The 16,906-nt window shown below is 64.6% G+C and carries 19 protein-coding genes; 6 read left to right on the top strand and 13 right to left on the bottom strand.

Features of this window, described 5'->3' with window-relative positions; translation table 11 throughout:
• Positions 1-6 precede the first annotated feature (6 nt).
• Together P0Y64_04800 and P0Y64_04805 are read right to left on the bottom strand one after the other, a co-directional pair.
• Complete coding sequence (locus P0Y64_04800; protein ID WEK44150.1) at positions 7-735, bottom strand: class I SAM-dependent methyltransferase; 729 nt, start codon at positions 733-735, stop codon at positions 7-9.
• 1 nt (position 736) lies between these two features.
• A complete protein-coding gene (locus tag P0Y64_04805) occupies positions 737-1,120 on the bottom strand; it encodes a GtrA family protein (protein ID WEK44151.1) in 384 nt (127 codons plus the stop codon).
• Positions 1,121-1,332: 212 nt separating this feature from the next.
• On the opposite strand from P0Y64_04805, the gene P0Y64_04810 reads away from it, so the two are divergent.
• Complete coding sequence (locus P0Y64_04810) at positions 1,333-3,054, top strand: AcrB/AcrD/AcrF family protein (protein WEK44966.1); 1,722 nt, start codon at positions 1,333-1,335, stop codon at positions 3,052-3,054.
• Positions 3,055-3,072: 18 nt separating this feature from the next.
• On the opposite strand, the gene P0Y64_04815 is transcribed toward P0Y64_04810, so the two are convergent.
• From P0Y64_04815 to P0Y64_04860, 10 genes are all read right to left on the bottom strand, one after another.
• On the bottom strand, positions 3,073-3,690 hold the full coding sequence (locus tag P0Y64_04815; GenBank protein WEK44152.1) for a MarC family protein: 618 nt from the start codon (positions 3,688-3,690) through the stop codon (positions 3,073-3,075).
• A gap of 10 nt (positions 3,691-3,700) precedes the next feature.
• Complete coding sequence (folD, locus tag P0Y64_04820) at positions 3,701-4,564, bottom strand: bifunctional methylenetetrahydrofolate dehydrogenase/methenyltetrahydrofolate cyclohydrolase FolD (GenBank protein ID WEK44153.1); 864 nt, start codon at positions 4,562-4,564, stop codon at positions 3,701-3,703.
• A complete protein-coding gene (locus P0Y64_04825; protein WEK44967.1) occupies positions 4,561-4,788 on the bottom strand; it encodes a DUF167 family protein in 228 nt (75 codons plus the stop codon). The genes folD and P0Y64_04825 overlap by 4 nt, the downstream gene beginning before the upstream one ends.
• Before the next feature lie 71 nt (positions 4,789-4,859).
• Complete coding sequence (locus tag P0Y64_04830; protein ID WEK44154.1) at positions 4,860-5,165, bottom strand: YggT family protein; 306 nt, start codon at positions 5,163-5,165, stop codon at positions 4,860-4,862.
• A gap of 162 nt (positions 5,166-5,327) precedes the next feature.
• A complete protein-coding gene (locus P0Y64_04835; protein ID WEK44155.1) occupies positions 5,328-5,903 on the bottom strand; it encodes a PEPxxWA-CTERM sorting domain-containing protein in 576 nt (191 codons plus the stop codon).
• Between the two features lie 200 nt (positions 5,904-6,103).
• Entirely contained in the window at positions 6,104-7,003 is a 900-nt protein-coding gene (argB, locus tag P0Y64_04840; protein WEK44156.1) for an acetylglutamate kinase, read from the bottom strand.
• A gap of 57 nt (positions 7,004-7,060) precedes the next feature.
• Positions 7,061-7,699: a queuosine precursor transporter gene (locus P0Y64_04845; GenBank protein WEK44157.1), complete on the bottom strand. Its 639-nt coding sequence runs from the start codon at positions 7,697-7,699 to the stop codon at positions 7,061-7,063.
• Positions 7,700-8,209: 510 nt separating this feature from the next.
• Positions 8,210-8,665 carry a GNAT family N-acetyltransferase gene (locus tag P0Y64_04850; GenBank protein ID WEK44158.1) on the bottom strand — a complete coding sequence of 152 codons (456 nt, stop codon included), beginning with the start codon at positions 8,663-8,665 and terminating at the stop codon, positions 8,210-8,212.
• Between the two features lie 4 nt (positions 8,666-8,669).
• On the bottom strand, positions 8,670-9,782 hold the full coding sequence (locus tag P0Y64_04855) for a M14-type cytosolic carboxypeptidase (protein WEK44159.1): 1,113 nt from the start codon (positions 9,780-9,782) through the stop codon (positions 8,670-8,672).
• Positions 9,779-10,387 (bottom strand): hypothetical protein, encoded by a 609-nt coding sequence (locus tag P0Y64_04860; protein ID WEK44160.1) that lies wholly within the window; start codon positions 10,385-10,387, stop codon positions 9,779-9,781. The genes P0Y64_04855 and P0Y64_04860 overlap by 4 nt, the downstream gene beginning before the upstream one ends.
• A gap of 131 nt (positions 10,388-10,518) precedes the next feature.
• Between P0Y64_04860 and ykgO the strand changes: the two genes are divergently transcribed.
• The 3 genes from ykgO to P0Y64_04875 all read left to right on the top strand — a co-directional run bounded on the left by ykgO (position 10,519) and on the right by P0Y64_04875 (position 13,557).
• The gene (gene ykgO / locus P0Y64_04865) at positions 10,519-10,644 is read left to right on the top strand and encodes a type B 50S ribosomal protein L36 (protein ID WEK44161.1); all 126 of its coding nucleotides are present in this window, start codon (positions 10,519-10,521) and stop codon (positions 10,642-10,644) included.
• A 30-nt stretch (positions 10,645-10,674) separates the two neighbouring features.
• Positions 10,675-11,292, top strand: coding sequence for an HAD family phosphatase (locus P0Y64_04870; protein ID WEK44162.1), 618 nt, complete (start codon positions 10,675-10,677; stop codon positions 11,290-11,292).
• A 99-nt stretch (positions 11,293-11,391) separates the two neighbouring features.
• Positions 11,392-13,557 (top strand): TonB-dependent receptor, encoded by a 2,166-nt coding sequence (locus P0Y64_04875; protein ID WEK44163.1) that lies wholly within the window; start codon positions 11,392-11,394, stop codon positions 13,555-13,557.
• Positions 13,558-13,602: 45 nt separating this feature from the next.
• On the opposite strand, the gene pyk is transcribed toward P0Y64_04875, so the two are convergent.
• Positions 13,603-15,069: a pyruvate kinase gene (pyk, locus tag P0Y64_04880; GenBank protein WEK44164.1), complete on the bottom strand. Its 1,467-nt coding sequence runs from the start codon at positions 15,067-15,069 to the stop codon at positions 13,603-13,605.
• Between the two features lie 70 nt (positions 15,070-15,139).
• On the opposite strand from pyk, the gene P0Y64_04885 reads away from it, so the two are divergent.
• Together P0Y64_04885 and P0Y64_04890 are read left to right on the top strand one after the other, a co-directional pair.
• Complete coding sequence (locus P0Y64_04885) at positions 15,140-15,433, top strand: DUF1244 domain-containing protein (protein WEK44968.1); 294 nt, start codon at positions 15,140-15,142, stop codon at positions 15,431-15,433.
• Between the two features lie 113 nt (positions 15,434-15,546).
• The gene (locus P0Y64_04890) at positions 15,547-16,854 is read left to right on the top strand and encodes an amidohydrolase family protein (GenBank protein ID WEK44165.1); all 1,308 of its coding nucleotides are present in this window, start codon (positions 15,547-15,549) and stop codon (positions 16,852-16,854) included.
• Positions 16,855-16,906 lie beyond the last annotated feature (52 nt).

Here is a 16,906-nt window from a genome sequence, read left to right on the forward strand (position 1 = left end):
CCGTCGCTACGCCGGCTCCGCGAAGGTTACGATCGACACGCCCGGCGGCATCGGCATGCGGCCGACGAGATGGCGTTCCAGCCGAAAGATCGTTTCGAACAGCCGGTTGACCGGGGCTGGCGGCGGCGCGTCATCACTGTCGTCGCGGCCGGTGAGCCGCCCCGCGACCCGCGCGCCGGCGGCGAGCGGGAACAGCAGGGAGTTGAAATAACCGAGCTTGCGCGGACGCAGGCCGGCATCGGTGATCGCTTTAATCAAAGTCGCCTTGGAATAGCGGCGGTGGTGGTGGTTCACCACATCGTGCGCGCTCCACATCCATTGGTGCGCGGGCACGGTGATCAGGATGCGACCGCCCGGCGCAAGCCGCTCGCGCATCGCACGGAGCGCCGCCACATCGTCCTCGATATGCTCGACTACATCGAGCACCGCGATCAGATCATAATGGCCCTTGGGCACGTCCGGCAGCATCGGTAGCGGCGCGGCGCCCACTTCTTTGCCAAGCCTGGCGCTGGCGATGGCACGCGCGGCGGGATCGATCTCGATCGCATCCACCTCACCGAACCCTGCCAGCATCGGCAGATTGTGCCCGGTGCCGCAGCCGATTTCGAGAATACGCGCACCTTTCGGCAACCCGCCGTAGCGCGCCAGATAGTCCGCCAGGATGTCGCGCCGCGCGCGATACCACCAGTGCGTGGAATCGTGCGCCGCCATGCGGTCATAGACTATGCGGTCCATATCAAGCGAACACCAGCCAGCGGTTGAGGACGAAGGTGAAGATTGTCGCCAGCGCGATCGCCGGGAGCAAGGGCGCCCAGGCCGGGAGGCCGAGCCACGCGGTCCCGAACCATGTGATGACGGCATTGAGCGCCATGCCCGACGCCTGCACCGCGACGAACTTCACCTGCTGCCCGCCGCCGGCTTCGCGCTTTCCATGGCCTTTGAAGCTCCAGCGGCTATGCAGAAAAAATCCCGCCGTCACCGCGACCGCAAAGGCGAAAGGGACCGCATAGACGGCATGGGGGCGTGAAAAGACGAAGAAGGTGAGCGGCAGATAGACAGCCGAATAGATCAGCGTCGACAGGCCGCCCGCGACGCCGAAGCGCATCAATTGCCAGAACACTTCCCTCAGATGAGGGGATCGGAAATGCCTGCGAACCGCTTCCACGCCTTGCCCTTTGCGCCGGCCGCGATACAGCGGCGAACCGGCGGTCACTCGACCGGACCGCGAGCCGGCGTCTAATGCGCCCAGCGGATTGAGGAAAGTCCCCTTTGACAAAGCGCGTCGGTCTGCCGTTCCTGCCAGCACTCGATCGTCACTGGCTCCGCCTTACCATGATCGCCTGGGCGGTGATCATGCTCTGGTATATCGGCGAGCGCTGGACGGCGATTCAATGGCTGTCTCTGGGCGATACCGACGACAATATGCGGCTGATGCAGGTACGCGCGCTGCTCGATGGGCAGGGCTGGTACGATCTCCGCAACTATCGGCTCAATCCGCCGGGCGGTTTCAACATTCACTGGACCCGGCTGGTCGATCTGCCGATCGCGGCGTTGATCCTGATCCTGCGCCCGTTCATCGGCACCGGCGAGGCGGAGCGGCTGGCTTGCGGGATCGCGCCGCTGCTGCCGCTGTCGCTTGCGCTGGTCGGGCTGGCGGCCACCGTGCGCCGACTGGTCGCCCCGCTGGCGTGGCCACTCGCGATCGTGTTCATGCTCTGCTCGACCGTCGCGCTGATGATGTTCATGCCGGATCGGATCGATCATCACGGCTGGCAACTCGCGATGCTGAGCCTGACAGTTGCGGGGCTGTGCGATCCAAAGGGTGCGCGCGGCGGCGCGATCGTCGGGGCGGCGAGCGCGGTATCGCTGACAATCGGGCTGGAGATGTTGCCCTATGCGGTGATGGCCGGCGCGATCATCGCGCTGCGCTGGGTGTGGCAGGCAGAGTCGCGCGATCGCCTGGCGGCATATGCACTGACGCTCGCGGGCGGATCGGCGGCGGGCTATGCCGCCTTCGCCTCATACGACAATCGCGTGCTGCGGTGCGACGCGCTGACCCCGGTCTGGTTGTCAGTGATGGTGATCGCCGGCGCGTTCCTGCTGGTGCTGGCGATGGCATCGCCGCAGCGCCGCGAGGTTCGGCTCGGCCTCGCGATCGTGGCGGGAGTCGTGATCGCCGGGGCCTTTGCTCTGGTCTTCCCGCAATGTCTCGGGCGCCCGGAACAGGTTTCCGACGAACTCTATCGCAACTGGCTTGGCAATATCCGTGAGGCCAAGCCGATCTTCAAACACCCGTTCCGCGTCGGCTTCCCGGTCGCCGCGCTGCCGGTGATGGGGTTGATCGGCGCCGGTATCGCGACATGGCGCGCACGTCGCACGCCCGACGCACTGGTGGGTTGGGCGTGCGTTTCCCTGTTCGCCACCTTCGCCGCCGCGATGCTGCTGTGGCAGATTCGCGCCGGGCCGGCCGCGCAAATGCTCGCGGTGCCCGGCGTTTCCGCGCTCGCGTGGATCACGCTGCCGTGGCTGCTCGGCCATCGTTCCGTTTTTGTGCGGGTGTTCGGCACGGTCGGCGGGTTCATGCTGATATCCGGCCTGTTTTCCGGTCTGGTGCTGAAATGGACCGCGATCGACAAACCCAGCCCCTATGTGAACCGGGTCAACAAAGCGTCTGGGCGCTGCGTGACATTGCCGGCGATGCAGCCGCTCGATCGGCTACCCGCGCAAACCGTGTTCACCTTCGTCGATCTCGGGCCGCGGCTGATCACCCTCACCCATCATTCGGCGGTCGCCGGCCCTTATCACCGCAACGGCAACGCGATCCTCGACGTGCAGCATGCCTTCAGCGGCTCGCCGGAAGAGGCGCGCGCGATCATGAAACGGCATGGAGCGACTATGCTGCTGGTCTGCCCGAACATGGCGGAATCGACGATCTATCGCGTGCGCGCGCCGAACGGCTTCTACTCGCGACTGGCCAGCAACGAGAAGTTCCCGTGGCTGGTGCCGGTCCCGCTCCCGGCTAATTCGCCGCTACGGGCATTCCGGATCGAATAGCGGCAGCGCTGCGCCGGATCAGCGCAGCTGCGACTGCACCCCATCGATCACGAACTGCACCGCCAGCGCCGCCAGCAGCACGCCGAGCAGGCGCGTGATCACCGCCTCGATCTTCGGGCCGAGCACCCGCATCAGGCTGCCGGCGGCGAGTAGCGCAGCCAGCGTCAGCAGGAGGTTGAGCCACATCGCGCCGAGCACCACCAGGCTGCGCTGCAACCCGTCGTTGCGCGCCATCAGCAGCATCACCGACGCAATCGAGCCCGGCCCGGCGATCATCGGCATCGCCATCGGGAATACCGAAACGTCCTCCGATTCCTCCGCCGTCACCTTGGCGGCACGATCTTCTCGCCGCTGAGTGCGTTTTTCGAACACCATTTCGAGCGCGATGAGAAACAGCATCACACCGCCGGCGATGCGGAAACTCGCCAGCTCGATACCAAGCCCATGGAGCAGCTTTTCTCCGAACAGCGCGAAGACGGTGAGGATAAGCGTCGATACGCCGACGGCGCGGATCGCCATCGCCCGGCGATGCGCCGCCTCGGCCCCCGAAGTGAGCCCCGCGAAGATCGGCGCGCAACCTGGGGGATCGATCACCACGAAAAAGGTGGCGAAGGCGGAGATGAACAGTTCGATCATCGCAGGCGTGTCAAATGTCGCAGCTCACGCCCTGCCGCCGGCACGCGGAAACCAGCGCGTTGCGCAGCAGGCAGGCGATCGTCATCGGCCCGACGCCGCCCGGCACCGGGGTCATCGCGCCGGCGACCGCCGCGCAGGCCGGATCGATATCGCCGACCAGCCCTGCCTCAGTGCGGTTGATGCCCACGTCGATCAGCGTCGCGCCGGGCTTCACCCAATCGGGCTTGACCATGCCGGCACGCCCCACCGCCGCGACCACGATATCGGCACGGCGCACCACATCCGGCAGGTCGCGGGTGCGTGAATGCGCGACCGTCACGGTGCAGCTTGCACCAATCAGCAATTGCGCCATTGGCTTGCCGACGATGTTCGACCGCCCGATCACCACCGCATCCTTGCCCGAAAGATCGCCCAGTTCGTCCTTGAGCAGCATCAGGCAGCCAAGTGGCGTGCACGGCACGAACCCTTCCAGCCCGGTCGCGAGTCGCCCCGCATTGACCGGATGAAAGCCATCGACATCCTTGTCCGGATCGATCCGTGTGATCACCACACGCTCATCGATATGCGAAGGCAACGGAAGCTGGACGAGGATACCATCAACGGCCGGGTCGGCGTTGAGCCGCTCGACCAGCGCGACCAGCTCCGCCTCGCTTGCGGTATCCGGCAGGCGATGTTCGAAGCTCTCCATGCCAGCCGCGAGCGTCGCTTTGCCCTTTGAGCGAACATAGACCGACGAGGCAGGATCGTCGCCGACCAGTACAACCGCCAGCCCCGGCTTGCGGCCGCCTTCCGCCAGCAGCTTCGCCGCGCCTTGCGCCACGCGGGCGCGCAACCCGGCAGCGAATGCTTTTCCATCGATCGTCTTTGCAGTCATGGGGCGTCGCCATAAAGCGCGCGGGCGCGTTCGGCCAGCGCCTGTGCATCTCCCGTGATCGCCAACCGCTTAAGTCTGGCACTTTCGCCGGCAACAATCGCCACATCGCGCTTCGGCACACCGAATACTTTGGCGATGAGCGCGATCAGCGCCGCATTGGCGGCGCCATCCACAGGCGGGGCAGAAATCCGCGCGGCGAAATGTTCCGGTGTTCCCGCCGTCAGCGTATCACGGCCACCGCGCGGGGTGACACGGACGGCAAGAACGAGGCCCTCGGTTGTTTCCTTCCAGGCGCTCAGAGGCTGCCGATCATAACGCTGGCGGCGACATTATTCAGGACGATGCGAAGGATCGCGATACCGATCAGCACGACCGCGGGCGCCAGATCGAGGCCGCCAAGATTGGGCATGATGCGTCGGATCGGGCGATAGAGCGGCTCGGTCAGCCGATCGAAGCCATAGGCCATGCTCCGCACGAAGTTCGACTGCATGTTGACCACATTGAACGTGATCAGCAGCGAGAGAACGAACTGGATAACGATGATCCACCACGCGACGTTCAACAACACCTGCAGGATCTGAATGATGGTGAGCGTCAGCACGCGGCCCTCTTTTTCAATGTAGCTCTGGCCAATCGCCTAGCCCAAGCAACCGCCCCGCGACAATGCCTCAGACCGATTCCGCTTGATGACGGCCGCGCGCAAAAAGAAAGCCGCCGGCACTGGGCCGACGGCTTCTCTGGACCAAAAAGGGTAACGTACGTGTCAGGCGTAGGCGACACTCGTGCGGCGGCGACGCATCGCCCCGCCAATCGCGCCAAAGCCAAGGATCATCAGCGCCCAGGTCGCCGGTTCAGGCACCGCGCGGGCGAGATTGTCGAATTCGAACGAATTCTGCTCCGACGAGAAGGTTGCGCCGTTGATCAACGGGCCGCCATTAGCATTGTACGTAACGACGCCATTGCTGCCGTTCGCGGACTGATTACCACTTGGGAACACCAGATCGTTGATGATCTGGCCGCCAACATAGGTAATCGAGCTGCCGCCCACGAAATGCAGCGTCAGCGAATTGTACGTGTCGAGCGAACCCAGCACGAAAGAGAAGAGAGAGGTCGGCGCGAAACTGGTCGTCCAGGTGCCTCCCCCGAGCACGGAACCGAAGTTGCCGGTGCTGCCATCGGCCGGGCGCGCGCCATTCGAGCTGCTTGTGTCATAAGCAAAGGCATTGGTGCCGCCGGGTAAGGCCGCCCCAGGCGCGAAGCTGTCAAAGTTTTGAAATACGACGGTTCCCGCTGCGGTCGTCCCCGAGCCGCCAGCGAAAGAGACTGTAGGCGCCGCCATGGCGCTTACCGAGCTAACCGCAAGCGCAGCTGCCCCAAAAATCGCGATACTCTTCATAACCTGCTCCCATTGCCATGTGCGACGAGCGCCGGGACCCTCGATTTTTTATTCGACTCGGCTAGGTTCTGAGTACGCCATTTTCCCGATTCTAAATAGTACGTTAACGACACCAGTGCCAAATTGAGACAGAGGCACCGTCGCTAGCGTCGAATCAACGTGCCCGCTCCGCGCCGGGTGAAAATCTCCAAAAGCATGCCATGCGGCACCCGGCCGTCGAGCACGACCGCTGCGTCCACCCCGGCCTCGACCGCGGCGACGCAGGTTTCGAGCTTCGGGATCATTCCTCCCGAGATCGTACCATCGGCACGCAGCCGCGCGATATCCGCCGGGGTGAGATCGGTCATCAGCGCGCCCTGCTTATCCAGCACCCCCGCGACATCAGTCAGCAGGAAGAAACGCGACGCACCGAGCGACGCGGCGATCGCGCCCGCCATCGTATCGGCATTGATATTATAGGTGTGGCCGTCGGCGCCGGCCGCGACCGGCGCAATCACCGGGATGATCCCGTCGCGCACCAGCGAATCGATCAGTCGCCGATCGACCGCTACCGGCTCGCCGACGAAGCCCAGATCGACATTGCGCTCGATCCCCTGCAACGGATCCGGCTTATTGCGGCCAACCTTTTCGGCCTGCACCAGCCCTGCGTCCTTGCCGGAAATACCCACCGCACGACCGCCCGCGCGGGTGATCCAGCTCACGATTTCTTTGTTGATCGATCCGGCCAGCACCATTTCGGCGACTTGCGCCGTTTCCGCATCGGTGACGCGCAGGCCATCGACGAAGCGTGATTCGACCCCCAGCCGCTTCAGCATGGCGCCGATCTGCGGGCCGCCGCCATGGACGACGACCGGGTTGATCCCAACCGCCTTGAGCAGCACGACATCCTCGGCGAAATCGCGCTGCGCCTCGGGATCGCCCATCGCATGGCCGCCATATTTCACCACGAAGGTCTGGCCGGCATAACGTTGCAGATAGGGCAGCGCCTCTACGAGCGTTTCAGCCTTGGCGAGCAGATCGGGCGCGGGAGAATGATCGTTCATGCGCGCGCGCTTACCCTGCGTCGCGCCGGTGCGAAAGTGGCTGCGCGCCGCCGCGCGTTACGCGGCGCGGTCCAGCCGCCGCCCCAACGCCACGAACAGATAGATCAGCGGCGGCACGAGGATCAGCGACAGAATTACCTTGGTCAGCATCTGCCCGAGCAAAAGCTCGCGGATCGGGAAGACGCCCCAGAAGGCGATCGTGACGAACAGCAAGGTGTCGACGATCTGGCTCAAAACGCTGGCGACCCCCGCGCGCAGCCATAGCAGGCTGCCGCCTTCCCGCCCCTTCAGCCAGGCGAAGATCGTGACGTTCAGCGTCTGCGAGGTGCCATAAGCGACGATCCCGCCCGCCCAGATGCGCGGTGTACCCGTCATCATCAGCTCGAACGCCGAAAGCCGCGCCGGGTCCATCGCCGGCGATGCGGGCACCGCGAGTACGACCAGCGTGAGCAACAGCGATACGATCAGCGGCACAAAGCCGATTCGTACCAGCCGGGTGGCGATTTTCGGCCCGTGCAGTTCCGCCACCGCGCTGGAGGTGACGACCAGCAGCAGGAACGCGAATATCCCCGCCTCTACCGCCAACGGCCCGACCGCCACTTGCTTGTTGCCGAGCACGCCCGCGATGCAGACCATGCCGCCATAGAAGATCGAAAAGGCGAAAAGCGAGGGCGCGTGGCCGCGAGTGGTGTCCATCGCGCCTTGCTAGCAGAGCGAGTGGCTCCGGCGGAAGAGGATCGACAGACCTCGTGTCCGATCGAGCGATGGGCCTTCCGCCTTGTTGCGCACGCGATACGGAATTCTTCGTGCGAACGACACGGAGAAGGGTGGGGCACGTCGCCATATGTCGTCGGCCTCGGAACCCCTGATCCGATCCATAGGTCGAGGCGTCAAACACGGGCGTTTGGGGCCGGCGCGTTGAGCTGTTTGCGCCAGACGCGAATATTCGCGGCCTGCTCGACTGGGTTTCGCTCGCGGGTGCGCTACCGATACGGCGGGAATTGCCCGATAGCGTGCAGGTGCGGCGTGAAATCGAACGCATTATCACCGAGGGCACGACAGCGGCGGCGCTGACCCATGAAACCGGGCGATTCGTGGAACCGTTTCGCGATCCGGCCGCCCTCGCACCGACCGGGTGCGTCTAGGGGCTGATGGCGGTCGAGTGATTCGAGATCGATGGCCGGGAGGTAGCGGGATAGGCCCCGACTATAATCTCAGCGTCATGAAGCGATTGTGCGCGCTCGCCGGATAGCCCGCGAACGGCGCGCAATCGGCGAAACCCGCCCGCTCGTACATCCGGTTCGCCGCGTCGAACATCGGCGCGGTGCCGGTTTCGAGGCTCACGCGCGCGAAACCGCGCTCCCGCGCCAGCGCGATAAGGTGCGCGAGGATCGCGCTTGCCACCCCGCGCCGCAGATGATCCGGCGCGGTGCGCATCGACTTGATCTCGGCATGGCCCGAATCGAGCCGACGCAAAGCGCCGATGCCGAGCAACGCCTCCCCTTCCCACATCGCCCAAAAACTGATGTCGGGGCGGTCGAGCGCGGGCGCGGCCAGCGCATGGGCATTGTCCGCCGGGGTGGAGCCGCGCGCTTCGGCGAGATGATGTTCGATCAGCGCACAAACGCGCGAATCGCCCAAGCCGCCCTCGCGCAGCTCCATCGCGTCAGATCTCGTCGATCATGCCGGCCAACGTCTCCAGACACGAGACGGCGAGGCGGCGCGATCGCTCAGGGCTCCAGCCGAATTCAGCATCCGCATTTGGCGCATGATCCTTGAACGGCATCTCCAGCGTCACCGATACCGCGCCGAATCGCTCGGCGAGCTGGTTGGTCGACATGGAGAGGTTGGCCTTGCCCGGCGCGGATTTCTCATAGCCCTTCTCGGTCTGAAAATCGGGGGTCGCGGCGGCGAGCTGGCGGCCAAATTCGTAGAATTTCTCGCCTTGCGCATCGGTCCATGACGGGATGCCCTCGAACCCGGCGATGAAATTGGCGGCGATCGCCTCATCGCCATGGACGTCGATCGCGAAATCGACCCCGGTTTCGTCCATCGCATTGCGAACGCAAAGCACTTCCGGGCTGCGCTCCGCCGTGGGAGTATGCCATTCGCGGTTGAGGTTCACGCCGACGGCATTGGTGCGCAGATGGCCGCGCCGCGTGCCATCCGGATTCATATTCGGCACGACATGCACGGTGGCCTTCGCCAGCAGATCGCGCGCGGCATCGCTGGTCAGCCAGTCGAGCGCGCCATCCATCCACCATTCGGCCATGGATTCGCCGGGATGCTGGCGCGCATAGAGCCAGACCTGCTTTGCACCATTGCCAAGCGTGAAGCTGTCGATCGGCTGACCATCCAGGCTGAGGCCCAGTTCGCGATGCGCGACACCGGGTCGCTGCGCGATGCGCGCGATCAGATCGGCGTGCATCTCCATCGTGAACGGTGCGAAATAGGCGAACCACGCGACCTGCGCATCGCCGCTCCAGTCAAATTCCAGCACGCCGCTTTCGTAGCGTGTCGGGATCATCCGCCAGTCCGCGCGATCGACCGAGGCGCGCGCCTGATAGCCCGGCCAGCCGAACGGATAGGCCGAATCGGCCGCGTTCAGGATGCGAAACGTCACCCGCCTGCCGCTGCCTAGCCCGGCGACGCGGAAATAGAACCATTGGTAGAAATCGGACTGGTGATCGTTGACGATCTCCAGATCGACTCGGTCGCCGTCCTGTTTGACGACACGGATGTTGCCGCCGTCGAAGGCGGAATTGATCGTAAGGGTCATTTCACCTCGATAGTGCGCCCGCTCTCGCCGGGGAACCCTGTGAACAGGGCGCGGGAGAGCCGGCCGGCGATCGCCTGCGTATCGACATTGGGCGCGCTGGTGTCGGTCAGCGACTGCGCCTGCCCTTCCCACACCGCGTCCGCGCCGTGGCGGATGCGGACGGACAATTCGGTCACCACGCCAACCCGATCGCGCTGACCGCCAACCGGGAAGCTAACCCCACCGCCCAGCCCCACGCCGCCGCTGCGGCCACCGCTGAACGATCCGCCGCCGATACCGATGGTGAGCGGCGAACGCTTGGGCGGGAGCGGGCGTTCGGCGCGGCTGAACGCGACCGTGGCGAGATATTCGCCCGGCGTTCCCGGCGGCGGGCTGGTGAACCCGGCGCGCAGCAGTTCCGCCTCCACCGCGGCGGCATAGGTCTTATATTCGATGCTCGCCACGGAACCGCCCGGCAGCGGCTCCACCGTGATCGTGCCGCGCGATGCCATGGCATCGAAATGATAGCGCGAAACCTGCACCGGGAACGAGCTTGGCGCAGTCGCGCAGCCCGAAAGACCGGCCGCTCCCAGCCCGATGACGATCGCGACGACGAAACTGCGCATGACCCGAATCCTTGTTCTTGCGATAGCGTAACGCAGGGGCTTCGTCGCGCGCTCCGGCTTGACTTGCAAGGCCCCTGGCACTAGGCGGCCACCCTTTCACCAGAACCCCGTATTCAAGAAGCGAATCCACCATGAAGATCCGCAATAGCCTGAAGTCGCTCAAGGACCGGCATCGCGATAACCGCGTGATCCGTCGTCGCGGCCGCACGTACGTCATCAACAAGACGAATCGCCGTTTCAAGGCGCGCCAGGGCTAATCAAGCCCTGATCGCCTGGAGGTGAAGGCTGTGACGCCCAATCCTCGCAACGTCATTTTCGACGTTGGGCACGTCCTGTACGATTGGGATCCCCGGATCCTTTATCAGCGCCTCATCACCGATGATGAGGCGCTAGACGTGTTCCTGCGCGATGTTTGCACGCGCGAATGGCATTTTCAGCACGATCAGGGCCGCGATTTCGCCGACACATCGGCGGAACTCAGCAAGCAATTCCCTGAGCATGCCGAGTTGATCGCCGTCTGGGGCCCGCGCTTTTCCGAACAGATTCCGGGGCCGATGCCGGGAATGCCCGCATTGGTCCACGATCTCGATTCGGCGGGCGTGCCGCTCTTCGCGATCACGAATTTCAGTCACGAATTCTTCCCGCCCTTCCGCGATCGCGAGCGCACATTGTTCGATCGTTTCCGCGATATCGTCGTCTCGGGCGAGGAACGGCTGATGAAGCCGGATGCGGCGATCTATCGCCTTTCGCTCGATCGATTCGGCATCGACGCGGCGGACGCGGTATTTGTCGATGATCGACAGGCCAATGTCGATGGCGCGGCAGCCGTCGGGATGCATGCGCTGCTGTTCACCGATGCAGAGCAGCTACGGGCCGATCTCAGGGAACTGGGCTTCACGCTCTAACGGGTCGGCGCGCGCCGCTCGAATAAACTTGCGCGGACCCGAAAGAGCGCCTAGCTCGACCTTACCGGGAGTGATGATATAGTATCACTTGGAGATGTCATGCGACGCATGTTGCTGGCCGGTACCGCGTTCCTCGCTCTTTCCTCTTCGCTCATCTCCGTCCCCGCGCAGGCTGAAGGTAATCCACCCGATAGCGCGCCCCAATCGGCCGATGCCGCACCCAAGGATATCGTCGTCACCGCGCGAAAGCTCGACGAGGCGCGCGCGCATATCCAGCCGAGCCTCGGCGCCACCAGCTATGGCGTCGACAGTGCGGCGATCAAGGATCTGCCGGGCGGCGACAATCAGCAGTTCAATCAGATTCTGCTGCAACTACCGGGCGTCGTGCAGGACGGATTCGGCCAGTTCCACGTCCGCGACGATCACAATGGCCTGCAATATCGCATCAACGGCACCGTGCTGCCGGAGGGGCTGGCGGTGTTCGGCCAGACGTTGTCGCCGCGCCTCGTCAATAAGGTCGATCTGCTGACCGGCGCGCTGCCCGCGCAATATGGCCTACGCAGCGCGGGGATCATCGACATCACCACCAAAAGCGGGATGTTCGAAAACGGCGGCACCATGTCGCTCTACGGTGGCAGCCGCGACACGATCGAGCCGAGCTTCACTTATGGCGGATCGAGCGGGCAGACGAATTATTTCGTCTCCGGGGACTATCGCCACGACGCGATGGGGATCGAAAACGTCAACGGCCGCACCAATGCGATTCACGACGATACGGATCAATATCAGGCATTCGCCTATGTCGATCACATCATCGACGAGAATAACCGCGTCTCGTTCGTCGGCGGTTATTCGAACCAATGGTTCCAGATTCCCAATCCGGTTGGGCTGCAGCCGGACGGCACATGGAAGGTCAACGGCCAGTCCGCTTTCCCCAGTGAACAACTGAACGAAACGCAGCTTGAGCGCACCGGCTTCGGCCAGTTGAGCTGGCTGCATGATGAGGAACCGCTGACGGTCCAGACGTCGCTGTTCGCGCGCTATTCCTCACTCGCCTATCGCCCGGACGTGTTGGGCGAATTGCTGTTCAACGGGCAGGCGCAAGCGGCGCTGAAACAGGATCTGGCGATCGGCGGGCAGCTTGACGCGGTCTATCACCTCGGCAGCGCGCATACCGTGCGCGGCGGGCTGCTGCTGATCCACGATCACAGCACCAGCGACACGACGACGCATGTCTTTCCGGTCGATACCGATGGCGCGCAATCCGGCGAACCGATCATCATCGCCGACAACACCGCCAGCAACGCAACCACGTTCAGCGCCTATCTTCAGGACGAGTGGAAGCTGGGGCCGACGCTGACGCTCAATTATGGTGCGCGCTACGATCGTTTCGCCGCCTATCGCACCGAGGATCAGCTGAGCCCGCGCATCAATCTGGTGTGGCAGCCGGATTCTACGCTCACCGCGCACATCGGCTACGCGCGCTATTTCGTGCCCCCGCCGTTCGAGCTGGTCGGCGCGACCAGCATCGGCAAGTTCGCCGGCACCAGCGCCGCCCCGATCGTGACGCAGGACACTACGCCTTATTCCGAGCGCCAGCATTATTTCGATATCGGGTTTCAGGCGAAGCCGAGCAGTTCATTCACCTATGGCGTCGATGCCTATTATCGCATCTCGAAAAACCTGATCGACGAGGGCCAGTTCGGTGCGCCGATCATCCTCACCCCATTCAATTACGCGCAGGGGCGGATCGGCGGGGTCGAAGCGAACATGGCCTATTCGCACGGCGGCTGGAACGCCTATGCCAATTTCGCGGTGGCACGCGCCAAGGGGCGCGATATCGTTTCCAGCCAGTTCGCATTCGATCCGGATGAGCTGGCCTATATCGCCAACCACTACATCTTCCTCGATCACGACCAGACCTTCACGGGCTCGGCCGGGCTGACCTATAATTTCAAGCACGGCCCGCTGGCGCAAACGGCGATCGGCACGTCGATGATCTATGGATCGGGGCTGCGCACCAGCCTTGAACTGGCCGATGGCAGCATCGTGCCGAACGGCGCGCATCTCAAGCCTTATGCCCAGTTCAATCTGACCGCGAGCCATCACCTCGCCGGGCCAAACATCGATGTGCGGATCGACGTGATCAACCTGTTCGATCACGTTTACGAGATTCGCGACGGCAATGGCGTCGGCGTCGGCGCGCCGCAATATGGCCCGCGCCGCGGCATCTTTGTCGGCGTGACCAAGACGTTTGGGGGATAGCGACAAGCCAGCCCCCGGCGGCGGGCCGGGGGCTGAACGAACCTTTTACTCGCTGCGCTCGCCGTAGTTCTTCAGCTCGTCGCCGATGATGCGCACGACATGGAGCACGTTGGTGGAACCCGGCGTGCGAAACGGCACGCCCGCCATCACCACCACGCTGTCGCCCGCCGACGCGATATGGTGGCGGACCGCCATCCGCTTCGACTTGGCGACCATTTCCTCGAACGATTCGACATCGCGCGTGTGCGCGGCATGAACCCCCCACAACAGCCCCAGCCGCCGCGCCGTCTCCATCTTCGGCGTCAGCACCAGCAGCGGCACCGACGGACGCTCCCGCGCGACGCGGCGGGCCGTGGAGCCTGAGGTGGTGAAGCAGATGATCGCCTTCGCCGAAACGGTGCGCGCGATATTCTTGGCCGCCTCAGCCAGCGCGTCGGCCGTGGTGGGATCGGGGCGCATCACGGTGAAATGCACGCGATCGCCGTGCATCGGATCGCGCTCTACCGCCTCGCCGATCGCGTTCATCATCGCCACCGCCTCGATCGGATAATCGCCCGCCGCGCTTTCCGCCGAGAGCATGATCGCATCCGCGCCATCATAGATTGCGGTGGCGACATCGGACACTTCGGCGCGGGTCGGCGATGGCGACTTGATCATCGATTCGAGCATCTGCGTCGCCACCACCACCGGGCGGCCCATCCGGCGCGATACCTCGACGATGCGTTTTTGCAGCGGCGGCACCGATTGCGGCGGCAACTCGACGCCGAGATCCCCGCGCGCGACCATCACGCCGTCACACATCTCGACGATCTCCTCCAGCCGATCGATCGCCGCCGGCTTCTCGATCTTGGCCAGCAACGCCGCCTTACCGCCGATCAGCCGGCGCGCCTCGGCCAGATCCTCCGGCCGCTGGACGAAGGAAAGCGCGATCCAGTCCACCCCCTGCTCGCAGGCGAAGGCGAGGTCGCTGCGATCCTTCGCAGTCAGCGCCGCCATTGGCACCACCACATCGGGGACGTTCAGCCCTTTGCTGTCGCTCAACGCTCCGCCGACCTCGACCACGGTGACGATGCGATCGGCATCATTTTCCACCACGCGCAGCACGAGCTTGCCGTCGTCAAGCAGCAGGCGCGCGCCCGGTTTGATCGCCGCGAATATCTCGGCATGCGGCAGCTTGACGCGCGTGATGTCGCCCGGCGCATCATCGCGATCGAGCACGAAGGTCGCGCCGGTTTCGAGCATCACCCGCGCCCCGGCGAAACGCCCCACCCGCAGCTTCGGCCCCTGAAGATCGGCGAGGATCGTCGTCGGCCGGCCGTATTTCTTCTCCAGCCCGCGAATCGCGGCAATCACCGGGATTTTCGATTCCTGATCGCCGTGGCTCATGTTGATGCGGAAAGCGTCGGCACCCGCCTCGAACAGGGCGGCGATCATCGCCGGCGTGTTGCTTGCCGGCCCCAGCGTCGCGAGCACGCGTACCTTACGGCTGCGGGGGCTGATCGCTCTGGTCATGATGGTCCTCGTACTGATTAGCGAGCCGCCTTAGAGACAATCGATGACCGATCAAACCGGGAGAGCGATCATGGACCCGATCGACGCGATCGACGACGCAACCGCCGCCGCCGCATTCCGCCGGCTGGTGCACCATCTGCGCCATCGCAAAGACGCACAGAATATCGATCTGATGGGGCTGGCGGGATTTTGCCGCAACTGCCTTTCGGATTGGATCGGCGAGGCCGGCGGCATCGAACGCGAGCAGGCGCGCACCGCGATTTACGGCATGCCCTATGCCGAATGGAAGGCGCGCCATCAGCAGGAAGCGACCCCCGAGCAATTGCGCCGGATGGCGGAAAGCCTCGCGAAGAACGCGCCTTGATGAAGCGAATATGAATTGACCGCTTGTCGGGCGGTCGATCCCTACTCTACCTCGATCCTTCGGGCACGAAGGGGCGCATCAGGCGCGCCGCCCGACCGGGAGTATTGAGAGGGATGTTGAGGAAGCTGCTGATCGCGCTGGCGGTCACCACCGCCGCGCCGGCCATCGCGCAGACCGCCGCGCCGGCGAAGGTCACCTATATCCATGCGGGCGCGTTGCTCGATCAGCCGGGGCAGGCGCCGCGCGGCAAGAGCACCATCATCGTGCGCGACGGCAAGGTGGCGGAAGTCCGCGATGGCTTCCTGGTGCCGCCGGCCACCGCCGAGCTTATCGAGTTGCAGGACAAGTTCGTTCTGCCGGGGCTGGTCGATATGCACGTCCACCTTTGGGGCATCGGCGGCGATCCGGTGCGCGCGCGCCTCATGGGGATGACGCAGGACGACGGCGACAACATGATCGTGGCGCAGCTTAACGCGCGCAAAACGCTGAAAGCCGGCTTCACCACCGTGCGCGATCTCGGCGGCAACCCGCGCGGCGTCCGCGCGCTGCGCGACGCGATCGAGCGTGGCGATGTCGAAGGCCCGTCGATCGTCAACGCCGGCCAGATGATCTCGATCACCGGCGGTCACGGCGACGGCACCAACGGGCTTGCCGAGGAATGGTCCGACGCGGTGCACCAGCATCAGATCAACACCTGCGACGGCCCGGACGATTGCCGCCGCGCGGTGCGCGCGCAGATCGGGCTTGGCGCACAGGTCATCAAGTTCGCCGCGACTGGCGGCGTGCTCTCGAACGTCGCGGGCGGCCTTGGCCGGGCGATGACGCCGGAGGAGATGCGCGCGCTGATCGACGCTGCGCACAGCTTCGGACGCAAGGTCGCCGCGCACAGCCACGCGGCCGAAGGCACCAAGGCGGCGATCGAGGCCGGCGTCGACACGATCGATCACGGCACTTTCCTCGACGATGAGGCGATCCGGTTGTTCAAGGCCAAGGGTACCTATCTGGTGCCGACGATGATCGCGCCGATGACCGCTCTGGCCCAGGCTCGCGCAGGCGCGCTCCCGGCGAACACCATCCCGAAGGCGGAAGCCGCCGCCGCCGCCGCGGTGGCGAGCCATCGCAAGGCAATCGCCGCGGGCGTGAAGATCGCATTCGGCACCGATACCGGCGTGTCGAAGCACGGTGACAATGCGAAGGAATTCGCACTGATGGTGAACGCCGGCATGACGCCGGCCGCCGCGATTCGCGCCGCGACCGTTTCCGCCGCAGACGCGCTGGGCCGTGACGACATCGGCTCGATCACCCCGGGCAAGCGCGCCGACATCATCGCGGTCAGCGGTTCGCCGCTGGAGGACGTGACCCGGCTGGAGAACGTCGCGTTCGTGATGCATCAAGGCGTGGTCGCGAGCGGCGCGCAGTAACGCGCCGATCCGTTCCTGATTGAATGGCCGCCGCCCGGTGCGGCCCGCTGGT

This window comes from Candidatus Sphingomonas colombiensis, assembly GCA_029202845.1.
Classification (GTDB): Bacteria; Pseudomonadota; Alphaproteobacteria; order Sphingomonadales; family Sphingomonadaceae; genus Sphingomonas; species Sphingomonas colombiensis.